General features: G+C 34.6%; 14 protein-coding genes. 4 read left to right on the top strand and 10 right to left on the bottom strand.

The annotated features are described in order from the left end of the window. Positions 1-11: 11 nt before the first annotated feature. Genes G9X62_RS03235 through G9X62_RS03215 form a run of 5 tightly spaced genes read right to left on the bottom strand, consistent with a single transcriptional unit; the run spans position 12 to position 6,740 of the window. The gene (locus G9X62_RS03235) at positions 12-1,952 is read right to left on the bottom strand and encodes an ATP-binding protein (protein ID WP_223131374.1); all 1,941 of its coding nucleotides are present in this window, start codon (positions 1,950-1,952) and stop codon (positions 12-14) included. A 4-nt stretch (positions 1,953-1,956) separates the two neighbouring features. Next, complete coding sequence (locus tag G9X62_RS03230) at positions 1,957-3,552, bottom strand: DEAD/DEAH box helicase (RefSeq protein WP_223131373.1); 1,596 nt, start codon at positions 3,550-3,552, stop codon at positions 1,957-1,959. After that, the gene (locus G9X62_RS03225; protein ID WP_223131372.1) at positions 3,543-4,781 is read right to left on the bottom strand and encodes a hypothetical protein; all 1,239 of its coding nucleotides are present in this window, start codon (positions 4,779-4,781) and stop codon (positions 3,543-3,545) included. Before G9X62_RS03225 ends, G9X62_RS03230 begins: the two co-directional genes overlap by 10 nt. Beyond that, on the bottom strand, positions 4,782-5,849 hold the full coding sequence (locus G9X62_RS03220) for a cysteine desulfurase family protein (RefSeq protein ID WP_223131371.1): 1,068 nt from the start codon (positions 5,847-5,849) through the stop codon (positions 4,782-4,784). It abuts the gene before it with no gap. 60 nt (positions 5,850-5,909) lie between these two features. Then, the gene (locus G9X62_RS03215) at positions 5,910-6,740 is read right to left on the bottom strand and encodes a helix-turn-helix transcriptional regulator (RefSeq protein ID WP_223131370.1); all 831 of its coding nucleotides are present in this window, start codon (positions 6,738-6,740) and stop codon (positions 5,910-5,912) included. A gap of 287 nt (positions 6,741-7,027) precedes the next feature. Between G9X62_RS03215 and G9X62_RS03210 the strand changes: the two genes are divergently transcribed. Further along, positions 7,028-8,107 (top strand): tetratricopeptide repeat protein, encoded by a 1,080-nt coding sequence (locus G9X62_RS03210; protein WP_223131369.1) that lies wholly within the window; start codon positions 7,028-7,030, stop codon positions 8,105-8,107. Between the two features lie 430 nt (positions 8,108-8,537). Here the strand turns inward: G9X62_RS03210 and G9X62_RS03205 are convergent, their stop codons facing one another. Both G9X62_RS03205 and G9X62_RS03200 read right to left on the bottom strand, forming a co-directional pair. Then, positions 8,538-9,110, bottom strand: a complete 573-nt coding sequence (locus G9X62_RS03205; RefSeq protein ID WP_223131368.1) for a hypothetical protein — start codon at positions 9,108-9,110, stop codon at positions 8,538-8,540. 279 nt (positions 9,111-9,389) lie between these two features. Continuing rightward, positions 9,390-11,195, bottom strand: coding sequence for a VCBS repeat-containing protein (locus G9X62_RS03200; RefSeq protein WP_223131367.1), 1,806 nt, complete (start codon positions 11,193-11,195; stop codon positions 9,390-9,392). A gap of 492 nt (positions 11,196-11,687) precedes the next feature. Here G9X62_RS03200 and G9X62_RS03195 point away from each other — a divergent pair, with 492 nt between their 5' ends. Both G9X62_RS03195 and G9X62_RS03190 read left to right on the top strand, forming a co-directional pair. Further along, a complete protein-coding gene (locus tag G9X62_RS03195; RefSeq protein ID WP_223131366.1) occupies positions 11,688-12,137 on the top strand; it encodes a hypothetical protein in 450 nt (149 codons plus the stop codon). Positions 12,138-12,401: 264 nt separating this feature from the next. Beyond that, positions 12,402-13,697 (top strand): carboxypeptidase-like regulatory domain-containing protein, encoded by a 1,296-nt coding sequence (locus G9X62_RS03190; protein WP_223131365.1) that lies wholly within the window; start codon positions 12,402-12,404, stop codon positions 13,695-13,697. A 1-nt stretch (position 13,698) separates the two neighbouring features. Here G9X62_RS03190 and G9X62_RS03185 read toward each other — a convergent pair whose 3' ends face one another. Then, positions 13,699-15,060, bottom strand: coding sequence for a glycoside hydrolase family 30 protein (locus G9X62_RS03185; RefSeq protein ID WP_223131364.1), 1,362 nt, complete (start codon positions 15,058-15,060; stop codon positions 13,699-13,701). Positions 15,061-15,180: 120 nt separating this feature from the next. Between G9X62_RS03185 and G9X62_RS03180 the strand changes: the two genes are divergently transcribed. Then, positions 15,181-15,669, top strand: a complete 489-nt coding sequence (locus G9X62_RS03180) for a YybH family protein (protein WP_223131363.1) — start codon at positions 15,181-15,183, stop codon at positions 15,667-15,669. Positions 15,670-15,734: 65 nt separating this feature from the next. Here G9X62_RS03180 and G9X62_RS03175 read toward each other — a convergent pair whose 3' ends face one another. Next, positions 15,735-16,931, bottom strand: coding sequence for a DUF1624 domain-containing protein (locus G9X62_RS03175; protein ID WP_223131362.1), 1,197 nt, complete (start codon positions 16,929-16,931; stop codon positions 15,735-15,737). A 6-nt stretch (positions 16,932-16,937) separates the two neighbouring features. Beyond that, positions 16,938-20,507, bottom strand: a complete 3,570-nt coding sequence (locus G9X62_RS03170) for a T9SS type A sorting domain-containing protein (RefSeq protein WP_223131361.1) — start codon at positions 20,505-20,507, stop codon at positions 16,938-16,940. Between the last annotated feature and the right edge of the window lie 20 nt (positions 20,508-20,527).

Here is a 20,527-nt window from a genome sequence, read left to right as displayed (position 1 = left end):
ATTCAAATTATTTAAAAATCAGAATCCTCATTTAAATTATTCTCCCAATAAGATGTATCTACTTCAATATTACCCTCTGTTATAAATTTAGATAATCTATCACTAGTTAATCTAAGGTATCTGTTCAAAATAAGTTCCAACTTCTCTTCATCACGAATTAAACTATCCATCTCGTACGCAAATGAGCAAATAATCATTTCAATTGCAATTGTAAATACCCCCAAAGCCCTATTCTCTTTCAATTTCTCAATTACTTTCTTGTAGAAAGGATGTTCTGTATTAATAGAAGTAATTCTTGTACCTCTAACACTATTTAAACTGAATAAATTGCCATCAGCAGTATTGTCATATAATACTATGGTGTTGGTTAGACCATTCGCAAAATTATCAACTTGGCGTGCGATTGACTCTTCCTTGATCGCCATAAATTTTCCTTTTAAAAATTTGACCATCTCTTGCTTATTTTCATCTGACCATCTTGGACCAGTTGGAAAAGCTTGTATTACGGCTGGCTCAACTGTAGGTATTATACTAACATCGTCACCTCCACCAACAGCAATTGCTTCATTTTCATTTAATTGGAAGTCTTTATAATATCCTTTAAGAATCTCTTTGATTTTTTTTATACAGCTTTGGATATTGTATGTAATGTGTTGAAATAATATTTGTTGCTGTTCATTTATCTCGAGATTTAAAGCATTTTCGATTTCATTAACCTCGTCTTGATTAACTTTCCTGAAATCAACTTGTTGCTTTTGATAATCAAGACCCATTAATTTATCTAAATCACTGTCAAACTCAATTTCAATTGTCCAAAAGCGCTCTTTTTCATTTGTAGTCCTATATAATCCAAAACTCCCACAAGTAATTTCTCTTTTTGTCCTAATAAAGTAAATATTTCCTCCATTTAGATCGTTTCCACCTGTCATTTTATTTCCAATTTCCATCCCAAGTGGTGTCCCTCCTCCTGAACTAATCCCTGGATGTACTATACTTTTATTGGCGACAGATGCTTTGATGCGATATGAATATTCTCGGCCGCTGATTGAAACTCTTTGCAATTCGTCCCAATATTCATCAATTTTCTGAAAGAGTGGCAAAATTGTCTGATTGGGAATACAACCATCAATAAATTTTTTATAATGAAATTGAGTATTAAACTCTTCATTATGAGGAATTTTGGGGTTTTGATGATTTTTAGAACTATCTGTTGCTAGCGTCCAAACTAAATCAGTAATTTGACTTCTTTCTGATAAAACAAACAATGGATCATAAGGAAGTGCCTTCTCTTTATAGATATCATATTCCTTGTTTCCTTTTAGTATTGAGCTAAAAGTTATGTTTATCTCATTTAAAACATATCTATAAATTCTACCAACCAGAGTTGATGTTTTCTTTATAATGGTTTCAGGTTTCCTAGCACTTAACCTTGTGATTTTACTCCATCTAATTACAGTTTTTACCTCATCAAAATTAATTTTCAAATGAATATTATCGAAACTTGGAAATTTTTCAACGGACTCATCATAACCTGGTTCAGATCTCTCTAATTGATTATCTAAATCTAGAAAAACATAGTTCCAATTACCCGTATTAATATCTTTAGAATAAACTTCAACTCTTCTCCCAACATAAATTGATGAATTAGGCAGTCCAACTCCGAATGTCCCAATTCTACTATTTGATGTCCCATCACCTTCCGAAAACTTGAGACACCCATTTATTTGCTCATAATTCATTCCTGAACCGTCATCTATAAAAAAGACATCCGAAACATATCTAGAATTTCTGCCACCATCAATTTTTTGATCCTCTACTAAAATGATATCGATGTTTTTTGCCTTTGCATCAACAGAATTATCTATAATTTCTGCCATTGCGTAAGTTGGGTTTTTGTACCCAGAACTCACTAATTTTTCAATGAATCTACTACCGTAGAGATTATTAGCCATATTATCAGTTATTTATAACTCTAGCCTCGAGCAATCTCAAGTTTTCAAGTTTTGTTCTATTATCTCTTGTTAAATAAATTGTATTTGATTGATTCCCTCCATTTTTAGGACCTCTCATAGCGCGACCTAAAATTTGAAGTGCAGTTGTTACTGATTCTATTTTACATAATACTATTATAGAGTTTAATCCTTTTATATCGATACCTGTTGATAAAATCTTTTCATTTACAATTATTGATAGCGAATCACTTTTATCCTCTAAACGTTCCAAGTATTTTTTTCTATTCAAAGTTGGAGTAGCTCCAACAATCAGTTCATTTTCAACATTTCGCGATTTTAAAAATAAACTTAAAGCAATTGCGTGAGATCGGGATTCTGCAAAAATGATTGTATTCTGTCCATTCTTGATTAAGGTATTACAAACTCTTTCAATATTTGAATGAAGCTCATTATAATACCCTGAATAATCTACTAGATTTTGACCAATTCTTTCAGAAGCATTATTAATTACCTGAAAATCAATTTTGGACAAATATTCAAGATTTTGAAGATATTCAATTGGACTATCAATATCCATACCTTCATCATTTTTGATTTTCAAATAGTAATTAAACATTGATTTTAAAGTTACAAATTGATCATCATCTGATCTAATTGGAGTAGCAGTTAAACCAACAATTTTAGGATTACTATTTTGTTCGACATAAGATCTAAAAACATTTTGATACTCATCTGCATTAGCGAAATGAGCTTCATCGATAAACAAATAATCCGCCATTTTCAATAGCTTCAAATCTTCAGATGTTTTGTTTACTATCCTTGGTGTCAATAATGTAAATGAAGCAAAAGTAATTTTATCAACATTTTCAAAGTTCAAAGAATTAAACTTATCATAATATCGTTGGGCCATAATTTTCCTATCCCCCTTTTGTTTCCATAATTTTTGAAAAGCTATTAGACTCTGTTCACATAATTCTTGAGAGTTAACAAGCCAAAGAATGTTCAGCGGTTTTTCATCAAAATGCCCTCTAAATAAATCTACAATTGTCTCCATTGCCAAGACTGTTTTACCAGCTCCCGTAGGCATTGTAACTAATGATTTATTTGTATTATAATTAATAGGGGCTCTTAAATGACCCATTAATTCTTTTTTAACCCTTAATTGATATAAATGAGGAAATGCACTTACACCATTTGATTCTCCATAAACTGGTATTGTATATTCAAAATTTGCTCTCTCATCAATTTCTGTGATTTTTCTATAATCATCCTCAATCTCAAAATCCGTAAAAAATTTTACTACGTCTCTTTTGTATAATTGAACCGCCTTATCAAAAATTTCATTTGGATTGGCACCATTTATCCCCATATTTTCAAGGATATTAATTGGCAATGCTTCAACCAACATCTCTCGCCCCTTTGATGTGTTGACCAACTCAATACCTGCGTATAATGCTACGGCCTCATTTAGAATATCAATGGGCAATGCTTCATAGTCAAACCTAACAAAACTGAAACGGATTATTTTTGTAGTCTCCTTACCTAGAATTTTATTTTTCTGATTCGGAGATACATATTTTAATAAATCTATTAGTCCCATAATTGATTTTCAATTCTATATTTAATATTTTCTACTAATAAATTGACATCAGGAGTCCCAATTCTTAACTTTTCTTGATTTAAAATTTTAATAAATCGATCAAACGAGTTTTCGTTGAAACTTGTTGAAATTAGATCATTAGTGGAATCTTCAGAATCAAAAGATTTACAATTTTCAAATAAAATTTTTCTTGTATAATCGAACTGAAAATCAAATTCTTCTGACAACAATTCATTGACAATTGAGTTTAACTTTACAAAAGATTGATGAATTAAACTCTCAATATTATTATTTTTCAGAACATTCAATTCATTCACAAATATTGATTCGATTAGGTCTTCCCTATTCAAACGAATTACTGCGAATAAGCATATTATAAATAATTTGAAGTCTTTAATCCTCAATAAATGACTTGAGTACTCGGAAATACCAATAATCCAAAATCTTTCACAAACGAATTTTTCACTAAAACGGTTCTCTAAAGTTTTTTCTTTTAAAAAATCTAATTCATTTGTTTTTATTTCCCCATCATTAAAAATGATATGAATCAGATCATCTAAGTAAGGATTATTGGACTCTAAGTTAAGCTTGGCTCTCTCTATAATGTTCTTGTCATAATTCAGTTCACTAGCCTTTAATCTCAAAAACTCTTCTTCACATTCTGTAATAATATTGTCTTTAACAACCGTTTTGATCAAATAATCAATATTAGGATTACCAGTGTTAACTTGAATGTATTTTAGTTTAAAATATTCTTTTACTATCCCCAGCAAACTATAATTAACTGAATAACGTAGCAGGTCAAACGTTTTTTTTGTTAATTCTTTTTCGATTTCAGAGATGACTTTATTAATATCTGAATTCGATATTTCATTAATGAAATATTTGAAGCTTAATCGATCATATTTTATCTTTCCTCTTAAATTTTTATGAATTAGTCTGTTAACCTCGGATTTGTGAATATAATAACCGAAAATGTTTTCAATTTCTGATGAAATTTCAATTGATGATAATGGGTTTTTGTTAAGCTTACAGACACTTAAGATCATTTCAGTCTTACTTTTTTCAGATTCTAAGCCTTCGTTGGAATCAAGGCTTTCCAAATTGATAATTTCACCTACAGTCAACTTTATTCCATATTCATAAAAAATCTTACTAATAATTTCTTCATAAGGGACCCCTAATTTTTTTAATTTTGAAATTCTTATTAAGTGATAATTTTCTCCCATTTAAATTGATATTCTTATAATTTGTTTTCTTTCATTTTTAAAGATAGCGTCAATAACATAAGAACTAATCTGCAAACCTGAATTGCACGCGCTACCAGTTGAAGCAAAAAACTTAGAAGAATTAAACATTAAAAATTCTTCTGCATCAATATCATTCAACTCGATACTAATAATATTAGGAACAGTATTGTCACGCTGAAAAGCCATTTTACCAATATTGTTCTTAGTGAAATATTCAAGAATATCTTCCCTAAGCTGAATAGCTTTTTCAAAGTTCTTTTTATACTCATTAGATGCGATTTTTACAGCAATACCGATTCCAACAATTAGTGGTGTATTGTAAGTCCCAGATCTAAGTCCAAACTCCTGACTACCTCCGTGAATTTGAGGAGTTATCTCGATACCATCTCGTATATATAAAACACCGATTCCTTTAGGTCCACTAATTTTATGTCCAGAAAAGCAAAGCATATCTACATTTAATGCGTCAACATCAACTTCAATTTTACCAATTGCTTGGGTAGAATCAGAAAAAAAACAAATTCCTCTTTCTTTTGCTATCTCACCTATCTTGCTAATTTCTTGAATAACACCCGTTTCATTATTCACGTACATAATTGCAATCATTAAAGTAGTTTCTTTAATGCTTTGCAATAATTCCTCTAAAGAAATTATGCCGCTTGAATCAACATCCAAATAAGTAACCTCGATACCCTTAGTTTCAAGGTACCTCAATGTTTCAAGTACAGCCTTATGTTCTGTCTTTAATGTAATTATGTGATTGCCCTTATGTGAATTACTTTCAACAAATCCCTTAATAGCAAGATTTATTGACTCAGTTGAACCACTAGTGAAAATAATTTCTGAAGTATTACAATTTATCGCCGAACTAATTTCCTTTCTTGCATTTTCGATGGCCGACTTAGATTTCTCGCCAAGCTTGTGAGTACTTGAAGCATTACCATAAAGATCCGTAAAATATGGCATCATTCCCTCCAAAACTCTATTGTCGAGTTTTGTAGTCGCAGCATTGTCAAGGTATTTTAGTTCCTCTAAGATGTTAACCATATATAAATTAGAAATTCAACTTAAATATAATTTTTTTTAAGCGGCTTGGCAAAACAATATTTAAACGGCCTCAATATCATTTGGCATACTTCTTAGGATACGATTTACTGGCTCCATATTGAACACCTCAACCTCTAATAACCAAGAACCATTCCCTAAATCCTTTAAATAAGTGCTCGTTTCAGGATAATCATCTTTTATCCATAATTGAGCACGCATCGACAATCTCAGTTTAATATTAAATTTTTCTCCTGAATCATTAAATCCAAATACATCAGGTTTATATAATTTATGAAGGGATTCGAACTTGCACTTAACATCTAATAATTCTACACTTCCCATTCTCTCTACTTTGAAATACTTATTTTGATTTGATTCAATTTCATATGCACATAGAAATCCATAGTTATCTGTAAACCCCACCGGCTCAACTAGTCTATCTGTAATACTTTCCGTATTAGCAGATTGGTACTTATGAATAATGATTTGTGTTTTATTTAAAATGGCTTCGTTGATTTGAGAAACTAATTTAGATAAATGGCCATTTACTATATTATTAGCGAGAATATTAGTTTCCTCAAGAGAAGGTAGTTTAGCCTTTATCGATTTCACTAGTGGATTATTCTTCACCGAAATGGTTAATACCTCCTGGATTAAATGGGACTCTTCTTTAGTGAATGGATCTACAATCTGATCAGCTTTTAATGAGAATTTATTGTTTTCATCCTTACTCACTTCGAAGCCCAATTCATCCAACAAATCCATATAACGATAGCAACTGCGTTCAGATATTTCTAAAGTTGAGGCCAATCTTTTAATAGACTTCGCTGGGAAAGTCTTCAACAGAGTAATCAACTTGAAAACACGAAGTATACGATTCTGATTAAACATAGATTAGATTATTAAAATCTAAACTTAGCACTTTAAGATACTAAACTGCAAGCGATTGACTTCAAATGGCAGAGAATTTACCATTTAATAAAACAAAAGATTTAAGGACAAATATCTTGACAAATAAAGTCAAAAAAAGAGGTCTTGACCCTAATTGTCAAAAACTATCGAGAGCTTTCGATTATTAACGCAATAAACACAAGATGAATCTAGTTGAGTGGATTGAAATAATTTTAAAACCTAAACCCAAATTGGTTCCGGTTCCTTTAAAAAACTAAAACTTTGATATGAAAAAATTAGCACTTATTATCTTTATTCTACTCACATTCGCAACGTTTGCGCAAACATCAACAATTTATAAAAGCAAAGCGGCTAACTATTTTGACAAAGGAGACTACACAAAGGCTGCAACTAATTTAACTTTAGCATTAAAAATCAATCCAAAGGATGAAAAGGCTATAGGAAATAGAGCTTTATGTTATGAAAAACTCCAAAAATTTGACTTAGCTCTTAAAGACAACCTTGAATTACTCAAATACAATCAATCAGGAGAGACATTGGGTTCAATAGGATATGATTATCTATGGCTTGATAAATACGAAGAGTCTCGAAAATACTTAAATCAAGCAATAGAACTACTCCCAGAAAAGGTTGTCTATAGATACAACCTAGCTTTAACATATCAATATGAAGAAAACTTTGAAGAGGCCGTCATTTACTATGATGAGGCATTGGTAATATCTCCCAAACATACTCCAAGTCTTATTTCGAAAACACGATGCTTAGTTAAATCTAAACTTTTCGAAAACGCATCTGCTGTTGTGGATAGCTTCTTTGCAGATCACCGTTTCGATGTCGAAATGATTATACTTCGAGGAGACTTAAAAAAACAAAAAGGAAAGATTGAAGATGCACTAAATGATTATACCAGAGCATTGGCAATTCTTCCAGAAGACACAGAAGTATTGAACAAAGCTTTAAAGTGTCTCTATGAATTAGGTTACCACGATGAGGAAATTGAATTACGGAAAAGAGAAATAGAAATACTTTTAAAATCTGGTGGAAGCAAGGAAGCTAAAGCTTTATCATTTGCTTTGTTGGGTTTTGCTCAAGAGGCAGCTCTATATTATGAAGACGCTCTTCAAAGCTATAACGAGAGTTTAAAACTAGATCCAACAGGTGGAGAAGGCAGAATATACTATATCAGAAGCATCCTAAAAGCAAAATTGAAGGATTACGAAGGTGCCTGTATTGATTTAGCAAAAACAAAAGAGGTAGATCCTGGTAAAGACGAAGAGTATGATCAATATTTTATTGATGATGCAGAATTTGAAGAGTTTGTTGATTACTGTATGCCTAATCTTTAATCAATTAGCCCTCATTAACTTCCTCCTATTTTTATTCCGGTTATAATAACTACGAGAATTCAATCGATTCTTAAACGCTCGACTGGAGAGACTTACTCCTCTCCTTGCGTGTGATTTACTTAGACGACCTGTCTGCGTTGAACCAGCTCGAACGTATGACGATTTGCGAGTATGTTTAGAATAATCTATGGGTTTAGTATCACATCCAATAAGAAATATGTGCACCAAGGTGATGAATAGAAGTTTTTTCATATGATTAAAAATACACAAAAAAAGGAGAGGATTAAATCCAACTCCCCTTTTATAATACCTAACCACTAATGTGAACGGGGTTGCCGTTCTGAGTGCAAGATACCATTAAGCATTAAAAACAATCCTTCAAGATGAAAATTATCAAGAAACTGATAATTTTTAAAAAGAGTTGGAATTGTCAATTTTTCACTTCCTCAAAATTCATAAAATACTCAATCAAACCTTTCTTTGAACGTCTTACTAACGGGTCAATGTAATGATTACTAAAGAACATAAATTTATGTTGCTGATCCTCACTCGCATTTTTTTTAAAATGTTCGAAGGCGATGGTTAACTGCGATTTTGCCCCCCTTATTTCTCCCGATTGAACCCGCTTATGTTCGAAAATGTATTTTTCAAAAGTTACTAACAAATGCCACTTAGCCTTCCGGAACTCTAAAGTATATTCAGGATAAAACTCATCTACGTACGCCTCACCATCCTCATCGTACTCTAACGTTGGATTCAAAAACAGTTCTAAATAATCACCCTCTTCAGGAGAATATTCAAAATCAAACACATTTACCGAATTCAACCTACGCTGAAGACTTCGCTCAGAAAGCGTAGTATAGGGATCTGGTTGATTATACAGCCCCATAATTTGAATCTCCTCCTTGTTTTGCAAATGACGATGTAACACCCAATGAGGTTTCGATTCATCTACACTAGATTCACACGTACATAACTTGAAAGGACCGTTTACATCACACATTACTTAAACCAATTCCAAAATTTCGAACTAAAAACACTTACTGAGGTCTTATTGTAAACTTTATTATACAACGCTTTCTTTGGATTAGTCAACCAGCCAAACCCCCTTGGAGCTTTTAAACCCAGACTGTTTTTAGCAATACGAGTCAAAGATGTCCGTGCGGCAATACTCTTTGATATAGATACTTTTCTGATACCGAATTTCATATATTCTATATTTTTCAGAAAAATACAAAAAACTGTATTTGACACTTAGTTAGTGACTTCAATTGTCATTATTTTATTTCCTCAATGTTGGCAATAGACTCTTTGCATAGTCATCATATTGATAAAAATCAGTTTCAATAAATTTATCACCAGTTCTAATGAATACAGTTTTTGTAGCTAATTCACCGTTATCTGCAGAATCTAAATATCCAAGATCCTTTTTGCCATCACCGTTATAATCGAAATAATTTAAATGTACTTTCCAAGAACCATTTCTTGTTGATGAGTTATATTGAACAAGATTTTTATCTATTACGAAAGACCCATCTTTCTGCTGTATATAAGCAAATATTTCCCAAGGAGCCCATCTATTCGGATTGAAATACATTTGATCATTAACTGCAATAAAATCATTTAATCCATCTCCATTCAGATCTTCCATAACAACGTCTTGAACTCCATTACTTATTTCGTCATTAGGATAAAAATAGGGCAAGTAAATCACTCCATTGGAATTGAAACGACCGCTTCCTTGATTAATTAAAATTCGTGCCTGCCTATTATAACCATCATTTTTGTGTTCTTCACCAACACCTATAAAAATGTCATTTTTACCATCCTTATTAACATCATATATGTGAGTAGTAAATGAATTTCCAGCAATATTTGGAACTTTTTCACCAAAACCATTATCACTTGTATTTCCAAAATTTGTAAAGTCCCCTACAAATTTTGCTCTATTTGTTTGTGTAAAGTATGGGAAATCTTTTTGGCCCCAATAGATATAAAGAAATAGATTTTCAGGAAGCACTAAATCTAAAATCCCATCCCCATTCAAATCCCCTAATGCCCCTTTCTCCTTTTTCCAAACCGGCGACTCCGCTTCAGAAGTAGGAATTTCTTTTAGATCATATCCGCCTTTAGAATCACTCAATACTATTCTAACAGGTTCGTCTTTAGAATTTGACAGACCTTCATCCCCATTATCAAAAATTATTAGATCGACATAATTATCCTCATTGATGTAATAAGGTTTGATAGTATGCTTATTTCCACCGAAAGTTGAAAAGCTTTTATCGTTGAATAGATTTTTTTCTTCAAATGTCTTTAGAATTGGGTTCCAAATTAAAAAAGTAAAATTGGCTTGTGGAATAATATAATTTGCACCGGCATTAAAAATATCAACCCAACCATCATTATTAAAATCTCCAGTAGTTACCCCATTAAAAAATGTTCCATATTTACTTCTAGTCCCTAATGGCTTCTGAAAGAGAGCAATATATAAATCAGCCATAACCCCTGTTCCACGATGCCAATAATTGAATCCTAATTGTCTGGCATTCGGGTCTACTTTGTAACCAGGAAACTTAATCTGCTGAAATAATGCTTTAAGACTAATCGGTTTATCAATCTTTAGGTCTAATGGGTTAGATGTACTTGTTAAATCACCTGACCATCCTCCAAATTCATATTTATCGGCTGGTTGAGGAGTTAATCTCACAGTGGTACCTGACGGGTATTGAGACTGTGTTGCTACTGCAATTACCTCTTCTTTCACCGTTCCACTACCTTCAATCGTTAATGATAATGGATACTGACGTTTTTCAAATACACCAGTTACTTGTTTATCCGCATCGATTGTAAGTGGAGAAGGATTATTCGTTCCAGATAAACTACCACTCCATTGTTTAAATGTATATTCACCTGCAGGTGTAGCAATCATTGAAACCACCGTTCCTTTTTCAAAAGCATTAGTTGGAGGGGAAACAGTACCACCATTTAAAGGAGTCCAATCAACGGTAAGTTTTTGTTGGATAATCTCTTTAGAACAAGAAAAAACAGCAATTGATAAAAAAAGAACAGAGATTCGATTTAGCATAATTTGAATAGATATTTCAACCAAATTAACTAATTCAAAGTTCTAATATGAAAAATCTTATTTAACGGTAAACGAAGGTCTTCATCTTTGTTTTAAATTAAACAAAGCCGTATTTTCAGGAAGTAGAATGACTCAAATCGAGCAGCAAATAAGAGAGCACGATACACTGATTTCAACGAACACTAATGAGTTCAGAAAATCCAAAAATATCAAATAGATTTAACCGATTCGGTTTTGATACGATTAAGATTCGTTAGTGTACGAACCGAGTCAACTAGTGGGACCACAGAAACCACCTCAAACGAGGTGGTTTTTTTATTTTACGGCAGCGGTAGCAGAGTGGGTAGCACGAGCGGGGATTTCAGATGACAGTTTGTTTAAATCTAAACAGTCATTACTTAAAAAAAGTAAATTTTAGTACTCCATTCATTATAAAAGATGATGTTTGAATAATTTGGTCGTTTCATTAATTTAGTTATTAAATAATCTAACATGAAACGAAGCATCCTATTATTATTCTTGATGTTACCTTTTGTAAATCAAGCACAGAGTTCAACATCTTCCTTCCCATCAAAAGAGTTTTTTGTCCAAAAATGGGAAAATTATATCAGCGCATTTACAAAGGCTGATTATGAGACTCTAGGAAATCAATTTCAATATCCAGTAACGTTGATGGTTGGAAGTCCAATGATTTTACAAGACAAGTCCAGCTTTTTAGAGGTTATTAAAAGGTTTAGAGAAAAAGGAGTTGAACCAGGTTATGCATACTCTAAAACAGATGCAATTGAACTAGTAAAACTATCTGAAAGTGCTTGTTACTTAGACGCATATTTCAGCAGATATAATTCTGCAAATGAAATAATAGCCAAGGGAAGAGGTCTTTACTTCCTAAAGAAAACCAATGATGAGTGGAAGTTCCACGTAAATATGGCAGTTAACTAAAAACATTAAACACATCATAAAAAAAGCCACCCTGTACGGGTGGCTTTTTTTTATTTTACGGCAGGAATATCACAGTGGGTAGCACGAGAGGTTTATTTATTAGGGAAAAAGATTTAATCTCTAAAAACAAAATCAAATACTTACCCTATTTACCTTCTTACTCACATTTACCTCTCATCACATTACCAATAAAATCGTAGTTTAAAACACTTTTGTTTTTTACTTTGTTATATATTTATTCATCCAACTAATCGTAATAACCGAATGAAACCTAACCTACTATTTTTTGTGCGAGGAATAATGGGATTGTTCTTCCTGCTGTTTGCTTCGATGCCCTCAGAGGCACGTTTTTCTGTTTATGCTAAGGAAGATTCGAGTTTGTTCAAGCAGTTTAAAGGATCGGTTTTGGACAGCAAAACAAGAAACGAACTCATCTACGCGAGCATCACCGTTTCCGGAACCACCATCTCCACCATCAGTAATAGCGAGGGTAAATTTTCCATCAAAGTTCCTGCCGAAAATCAGCATGCAACCCTCCTCATTTCCTTCCTAGGCTATAGAAACAAAGTCGTTTCCATCCAAGATTTAAAGCCCGAAAAGAATGTGTTGTATTTAGAACCCAGCACAACCTTTCTGGAAGAGGTGGTAGTAAAAGGTGGTGATGCAAAAAATATCTATGCTGGGGTTTTGGCAAATCGTCTACAAAACTATGGCGACGATCCCATCCAAATGACGGCTTTCTACCGCGAAACCATTCGCAAACGCCGCACATACGTCTCCCTTTCTGAGTCCATCATTAATGTGCTAAAGCAACCCTTCCAAAGTGGTTCACAAGATCAAATCAGTCTATACAAGGGCAGAAAAAATGCCGATTACTCGAAGTTAGACACAGTCAATTTCAAACTCCAAGGTGGTCCATTTTCCGCCCTGTTCATCGATTTAGTGAAGTATCCTGACTTTATCTTTTCAAACGAGGCCTTCGACCTGTACGATTTCAACCTAGAAGAAAACACCCAGATAAATGACAACCAGGTTTTGGTATTAGCCTTCAAACAAAAACAAGGCATCGAAACCCCGCTTTATTACGGGAAATTATACATCGATGCGAAGAGTTTGGCCGTCGTTAGTGCTACTTTCGCCCTAAATGTCGAAAATAAAGTCAAAGCCGGACTCATGTTCACCCGCAAAAAGCCAGCCGGCCTTGACATCTACCCTACTGAAGTCCGCTACCAGATTAACTATAGACAACAAAAAGACAAGTGGATTTATGCCTATTCTCGCGCGGATTTGACGTTTAAATTGAATTGGGCCAAACGTATCTTCAACACCGTCTACACCACCTCCATCGAAATGGCGGTGACCGACTGGAAAAAACAAGAAAACAAAGAGAATCCAGATACCCAAAAACTAAGTTCCAATGTCATCATGTCCGACAAGGTGAAGAGTTTAGGGGATCCAGATTTTTGGGGTAAATACAATATCATTGAACCCGAAAAATCGATCGAAACGGCTATACGGAAACTTCAAAGAAAGGCGCTGAGTGAAGGAGGCGTGGAATAGTTTATAGCACAATCGTCAAAACCGAATCCGCTGCTAATTCTATATTCTGCTTGCCTAGGGATATACTCTTTTTAGCTCCCTCATTTTGAACCAGCACGACTATTTTTCCATCAGGTCGCTTGAAAGCCGCCGCCTGAATACCCAATGGAGCAGAAATGCCTATGCGAACAGATCCTGGAGGGATAAATTTAGCCGCTTGCATGACGATGTAATACGATTGATTTCGAGTGATTTCCTGGCCACCAATAGTTAAGGCGCCTAGACATTCCGAACATCCGCCAGGCGTGTGAGGGCCATAGGTAGGATCGGTGGCTAGATTCCATTCAATGACTGCTTTGGCATGATTATTAACTGAACCTATAATGACATTTTTCATGTGCCACATAAACTCACTTGCAAAATCTCCCTTCGCACCGGTCCACTGCTCTGTAAAATACAAATCTTTATCAGGATGTGCCCTTTGTACTTGACTCATGGCCGATATATCCCCACCATACAAGTGAAAGGCAGAACCGTTCACATACTTTCGAACCTCCGGCACATTTAATAATTCAATCGCATATTCTGGGTGATCGCAATTGTGATCATAAATGACAATTTTCGTCTGAATACCTTGTTTTTCAAATACAGGTCCCAAAGCTTTGGCAACAAAAGTACCCTGCATCAATGCACTCATGTACATACTCGGATTATTGCCTGGATTCAAGGGTTCATTCTGCGGAGTTAAGGACCAAATCGGAATACCTTCTTTGGCCATCTCCTGTATATACTTCGCTAAATATTCCGCGTAGGTGACATAGTATTTTTCCATCAACGAGCCGCCCCTGCTAGAATAATTGTCCTTCATCCAAATAGGCGCAGACCAGGGTGACGCCATAATTTTAATGGCCGGATTAATCGCTATAATTTCCTTCAACAGGGGAATTAAGTCCGGTTTCGATTTGGCCAAACTAAATGTTCCTGGCTCATCCTCATAAGAAAATACCGCTGAATCTAAATCAGACGCCCCCACACTAATGCGCAACACGGTCATCCCATTTTTCCCAAACAACTCCTGCAACAACGCAGCCCTCTTCACCGGTTCCAAGCGATACATCACTTGCGCACTCCCTCCCGTCAAGGCCAATCCAAAACCATCGATAGTTTGAAATGTTAAATCAGGATTTACAACCAACAGATCGCCTGAACCATTCGCTCCAGGCTTATCAATTTTCTGAAAAAAGGATTTCTGTTTAGGAAGGCTGAGGTAGAATTCAGCGTTTGAAAAATCAAGAGTAGGTGTCGTTTGAACCGGCACCTGTTCTTCTTTACTGCACGAGAATAAAAAAGCTAACGTGCAGAATGCGAGAAGAATGTGTTTCATAGGTTGTTGATAATTTAGCTAAAGGTATTAAATCTAAACGGATAAAATGTGCAAAGACAGAATATGTTTAAAATGTGATTTTATTTAACTATCTTTTGGAAACCTTAAACATATCAAACAATGAAAAAACTAATTCTACCCCTTGTATTAGGGACAATGATTTTCACTTCATGTGAACAAAAAGCCGAAAAAGCTGCTGCTTTCGACATCGAGGCTGTCAAAAAAGATGTAGAAGATTGGCAGGTAAATTTCGAAACTATTGTAAAAAATAAAGACTCGGTCGGCTTTGCTAATTTATTCGCTGAAGATGCAGTGCGGATGGCCCCAAATGCAGTTTCAACTGAAGGAAGAGCCAATATCCAAAAAAGTGTAGTCGAACCATTTAAATTTATTGGCACCACTAATCTTACTTTAGGAGATGCTATGGGAGATGAAAATACGATTACTACTTATGGTACATACGAGCATTTCACACCGGATGGAACTTCTTTAGATAAAGGAAAATACATGGGTGTTTTCAAACGTGTAGATGGCAAATTAATAGCTATTAGAGATATCTGGAATTCAGATTTAGCACCTGCGGCTCCTGCGGCACCTGCGACTAAGTAATTAGCGGTTTACGTAATAAAAAAGCCACCTGATAGCAGGTGGCTTTTTTTATGGGCTTTAACAAACTACAAATAACTCAACCACCACTTTTCCTTGTGTGCCGTCTTGTAGGAATCATACCACTTACACAAGGGATACAGGCCGGCAATTAGCAGAATCCAAATCAAGTACACGATTTCTAGACTATACCCTTCTCCCGCAATTTGAAAAAGAAAAGGGATTTTTTGAAGCGCTTTCATAGCATCATCAAGCGAATGTCCCCTGTAAAAAAATAACGCCGCCGTTATTAGGTGCGCTAGGTAAAAATGCACGATATAATAGAAAAAAGCAGTTCTACCGAATGTCTGGAATACGTTCGTCAGTTTATTATGAATATTTTCTAAAAAAGCCAGAGCTAAAATAGCTATCCCAATCATCACGGACATGTAAGCCAAAGAAGGCGGGTATTTGTTTACATTGATAAAGGACAAAAAGGTATCGAACCCATTTGCCTGAGTCGACCACGGGTGCGGATCGCCATAGACATTAATCGCTCTCAGAACCACAAAAAAGACCAATAAGAATGACCCGATCCTTGTTAAGATTTTTTGTCTTTCAGTCGCTGTGAATTTGGCAGTAAAGAAAACTCCAAAACAATAACCTAAAATCATCAAACCCGTCCAAGGGACAAAAGGGTACATAATGGCCAGGTAATGATCACCTACGATAGGATAAACCGCAAATAAACCATGGTGAAACAAATCCCACCAAAACCCTGCCTTAAACCCAGGCTCAGCCTCCCAAAAGTCCAACACATTATGCCCCAAAACAATCACCAACCCAATGGCCAAAACCACTTTAAACGGCAGACGACTCAGAAAAGCTAAAATAATCATGCTAATCCCAATCGCCCAAATAACCTGCAGTAAGACTAAATTATAAAATGGATTAAACGTAATGGCTAAAGATATCAAGACCAATTCCACGAAAATCAACCAAATCCCCCGCTTAAACAGGAACGAAATCAATTCCGCTTTTGACTTTCGAATACTTTGCAAATAAATAGAAAGCCCCGACAGAAAAACAAACGTAGGCGCACACAGATGCGTGATCCACCGCGTAAAATACAATACAGGGGTCGTCGTCAACACATTCAGCGGGTCACCCGTATAGGCCTGATCGTGTACAAAATCCCGCACATGATCAATGGCCATGATGACCATGACAATGCCACGTAATACGTCGATGGAATCGATTCTTTTTAGGGTGGTGCTGGTGGACATAAATGCTTATAGTATTTTACTAACCTTAATCGCTTTCACATTTGCGTTATCATTTGATTGCAAATGTAAAATATAATTACCTCCATTTAAATTCCTCACATCGATGCGCTCTCCATCATTCACCGATGCCTTTTTAAACTGAACATTTCCAGACATATCGACAATTTTAACCATCGCTGTCTTACCAAATTCGACAGGGAAGCTTACTTTAAATTCTCCAGTTACTGGATTAGGAGAAACTGACACCTGACCTAAAATGGTTTCCTCTGTCGAAGTAACCACAAGGTTATAAGGTTTACTTATCTCGCTTGCGCAAGGCGTAACCACCTTCACTGTATAATTACCGCTCTTCGTTGGGTTAATAGTCTTTTGCGTGGCATTATCAATTTTGACATCATTAAAATACCACTGATTCCCATCCGAAGCACTCGAAGTTAAACCACCATTCGCTTCCATCGTAATCGTAGGAATGGCAGGAATAGGATTTACTACAACATTAGAAGCCGCACTCAACGGACTGCTGCAATCACCACTAATCGCCTTCACTTTATACGTTCCAGCAGCATTTGCGGTGTAAGTCGCCGCAGTCGCATTTGTAATCAATTTGTCATTCAAATACCACTGATTGCTCGCCCCATTACTGGTCAGCACTACATTTTGTCCGGCGCAGAAGGTGAGTGGTGTGGTGGCGGTGATAGTGGGGGTGGCTGGTGTAGTGGTCACTAATACACTGACGCCAGCGCTTAATTCGCTTACACAATCTCCTAAAGATGCTCGAACTTTATATACTCCAGAACCAGTGGCTGTGAATGTGCTTGAATTAGCATTACTTATAATATTCCCATCTTGATACCACTGATTATTAGGCCCATTACTCGTTAAAACAACATTTTGACCTGAACAAAAAGCCAATGATGTTGAATTAGAAATCAATGGCACATTGGGAGTTGGATTAACAACAACATTTACAGCTGAACTTAATAGGCTACTACATTCACCGCTTATTGATTTCACTTTATATGTACCTGAAACATTGGCTGAATACGTAGCCATAGTTGCGTTAGCTATAGCACTACCATTTATATACCATTGATTATTAGCCCCATTACTGGTCAGCACCACATTTTGTCCTGCGCAGAATATGAGTGGTGTGGTGGCGGTGATGGTGGGGGTAGTGATTGTTGCTAACTTCGTTAAAACCAAAGTGTCAGATTTTGACTCACAACCCAAGCTATCTGTTTTAACTATTAACACCTTATAGGAATCAACAAAACCCTTAGAAGTAACATTAGTGGAATCCACTTGAGATCCAAAATACCATTTGTATTTATCTTTTTTTACACTGTTCGTAATCGATAATTTTAATGTATCACTGGCGCAAAAAGTGAATTTCGATGTGTTTATAATTGGCTTTGTGGCGTTAGAGCAAAGTTTTTCTTTAGCTGTTGCTAACTTAAATATTATCAAATTAATCCCTATATGAGGTGCTACTAATAATTCAGCCGTTCCATCCCCATTTAAATCTTTAGGAAACATTCTGTTACCAATTCTCTCTGAATTCTCCCTCCCAAAATAAGGCATCTCATCTGTAAACTTAAAATTGCCAAGGTTGGTAAATTTAAAATTACCCAATGCATCGCCCTTGAAGTAAACAGTATTTGCATTTGCCTTTTCCCAATAGCCGTTAAACAAAGTATATTCCTTGAAATAATTTGCAAATGTGGTATCAGCAAAATAATAAGGAAAAAAATCTTTGATTTTATCTCCATCTATATCCTCATAAAACAACCAATTTGAACCAGATAAGGTCTTTGATGTTGTGTTTTTATCAAAATATGTTGTGGTCTTATCTATAATTGTTCCATCTCCCTTTACCTCTAATACTAAAATTTGAGAACTGATTTTTGATGTATCTAATCCCGGGTTTATACTACCCAAACCTCTTGATCTAAAAACGACAATTTCCTTTTTCCCATCTTTATTTAAATCTAATTCAAATATATTTTTCGAGGAAAGTTCAATATTGGCAAATTGATTATAAAAGACAGGATTTTGAACATCAAATTCTCCATTTCCCCTATTTTTGATATAGCCTAAATATCCAGTTTTAAATTTATTAGTAGCTTGATCATATATTTGTCCGCTGAAAAAATAATCCTTATATCCATCATTATCCATATCAATCAATAAATTAGGACCTTCAGGACTTGTACTATATCCATTCGTTTGAACTGTTTTCGTTTTCAATGAATCATTCCCTGTATTTAAGGAGACACCTAATACTTCACCATTTTCACTTCCTCCTGAAAACAAGAAATCAACATCTCCATCATTATCAATATCTCCAGATGCATGCCCCATGAAGGAAAAGAATTTATTTGTTGCAGGGGTCGTAACTATTTTTTTATAGTTATCAACTAATCTACCATTAACAACTTTATAAGATCTTTGAATTTTAGCACCCCAACTATTGAAATCTCGATTCTTAAGAAATCCCAATTTCTTAAGAATGTCTTCTTGTTGTTTTTTTGATGCCGAATCTCCGTCTATCACGGGTGCATGATAATGCTCACCAAAAGGAATAAATTCTTTCCAACCATCACCATCCAAATCCTCAACTGAATAATAATCGGTATTATGAAATAGTATATCAGGATGAGCACTATTTTCAGAGTAAGATTTGATATTAAATTCCTTGTCAATTAATAGGTAAATGGGAATCAATAAACCTCCCATAAAAACATTTTTATTTTGCAGAGGTAGGTTAAATTGTTGCGTATTACCCACGATATCTAAATTACCGTCTTTATTTAAATCTAAATACAGGAAGTCATTCGAATTCCTCATAGGAAAAAATTGAGATACCCCTACCCTCTGTTTATTAAATGGACTTAATACTTGCTGAGTTAAGGAATTGTAATAATAAGGGATGTATCCATTTTGGATTTTCGCTGTGTTTTTAGGCCAATTGACATAATCTATTCTCCGAATTGTTAATGTATCTATTGTTTTTACAGATTCTGAAATTTTTAACGTAATTGGAATTTGTACTAGATCAGAATCTAATTCTGAAAATGATTTTAAATAGACAAGTGATTTACCTTTAAGTTTAAATAATGATTTAGTTAAACTTAAATCAACGCTATATTTTTGAAAAACACTATCTGGAATAATGTCCTTCAATGAAATAGAATCCCCTATTTTCTTATCTGCTAGTTCGGAGATTGAAGATTTCAAAATTCCTTTACCCAATGTACAAATATCTCCTATTCCATCACTATTAATATCGAGCTGAGAGGGATTATATAAATATTTACAATTGTCTAAATTATCAGCAATTCCATCATTATCGACATCGTTATTTGCAACAAATAGCCCTTTATTATTTATTGTCTTCAAAAAGTCTGCAGCTTCATGATTTTGTTTATTGCGATATAATTCTTCCAGTACATTACCCTTAGATTGGAATAATACTGATTTCCCTTTTTTGAAGTCTGAATTGATTGTAGATAATTCTAGAGAATAAAGATTATTCGCTAAGAAACACATCAATACTATGTATACGTATTTATTCATAACGGTTTTTTATATCGTAT

Origin of the sequence: Aquirufa lenticrescens, from assembly GCF_019916085.1 — a bacterium.
Taxonomy (GTDB): Bacteria; Bacteroidota; Bacteroidia; order Cytophagales; family Spirosomataceae; genus Aquirufa; species Aquirufa lenticrescens.
The sequence above is the reverse complement of the archived record's forward strand: the minus strand, read 5'-3'. Positions and strand labels throughout refer to the sequence as shown.

Bases quoted from the DNA above. Each gene is read 5' to 3' on its own strand.
- G9X62_RS03235 (WP_223131374.1), bottom strand. From the start codon at position 1,952: ATGGCTAATAATCTCTACGGTAGTAGATTCATTGAAAAATTAGTGAGT.
- G9X62_RS03230 (WP_223131373.1), bottom strand. From the start codon at position 3,552: ATGGGACTAATAGATTTATTAAAATATGTATCTCCGAATCAGAAAAAT.
- G9X62_RS03225 (WP_223131372.1), bottom strand. From the start codon at position 4,781: ATGGGAGAAAATTATCACTTAATAAGAATTTCAAAATTAAAAAAATTA.
- G9X62_RS03220 (WP_223131371.1), bottom strand. From the start codon at position 5,849: ATGGTTAACATCTTAGAGGAACTAAAATACCTTGACAATGCTGCGACT.
- G9X62_RS03215 (WP_223131370.1), bottom strand. From the start codon at position 6,740: ATGTTTAATCAGAATCGTATACTTCGTGTTTTCAAGTTGATTACTCTG.
- G9X62_RS03210 (WP_223131369.1), top strand. From the start codon at position 7,028: ATGAAAAAATTAGCACTTATTATCTTTATTCTACTCACATTCGCAACG.
- G9X62_RS03205 (WP_223131368.1), bottom strand. From the start codon at position 9,110: ATGTGTGATGTAAACGGTCCTTTCAAGTTATGTACGTGTGAATCTAGT.
- G9X62_RS03200 (WP_223131367.1), bottom strand. From the start codon at position 11,195: ATGCTAAATCGAATCTCTGTTCTTTTTTTATCAATTGCTGTTTTTTCT.
- G9X62_RS03195 (WP_223131366.1), top strand. From the start codon at position 11,688: ATGAAACGAAGCATCCTATTATTATTCTTGATGTTACCTTTTGTAAAT.
- G9X62_RS03190 (WP_223131365.1), top strand. From the start codon at position 12,402: ATGAAACCTAACCTACTATTTTTTGTGCGAGGAATAATGGGATTGTTC.
- G9X62_RS03185 (WP_223131364.1), bottom strand. From the start codon at position 15,060: ATGAAACACATTCTTCTCGCATTCTGCACGTTAGCTTTTTTATTCTCG.
- G9X62_RS03180 (WP_223131363.1), top strand. From the start codon at position 15,181: ATGAAAAAACTAATTCTACCCCTTGTATTAGGGACAATGATTTTCACT.
- G9X62_RS03175 (WP_223131362.1), bottom strand. From the start codon at position 16,931: ATGTCCACCAGCACCACCCTAAAAAGAATCGATTCCATCGACGTATTA.
- G9X62_RS03170 (WP_223131361.1), bottom strand. From the start codon at position 20,507: ATGAATAAATACGTATACATAGTATTGATGTGTTTCTTAGCGAATAAT.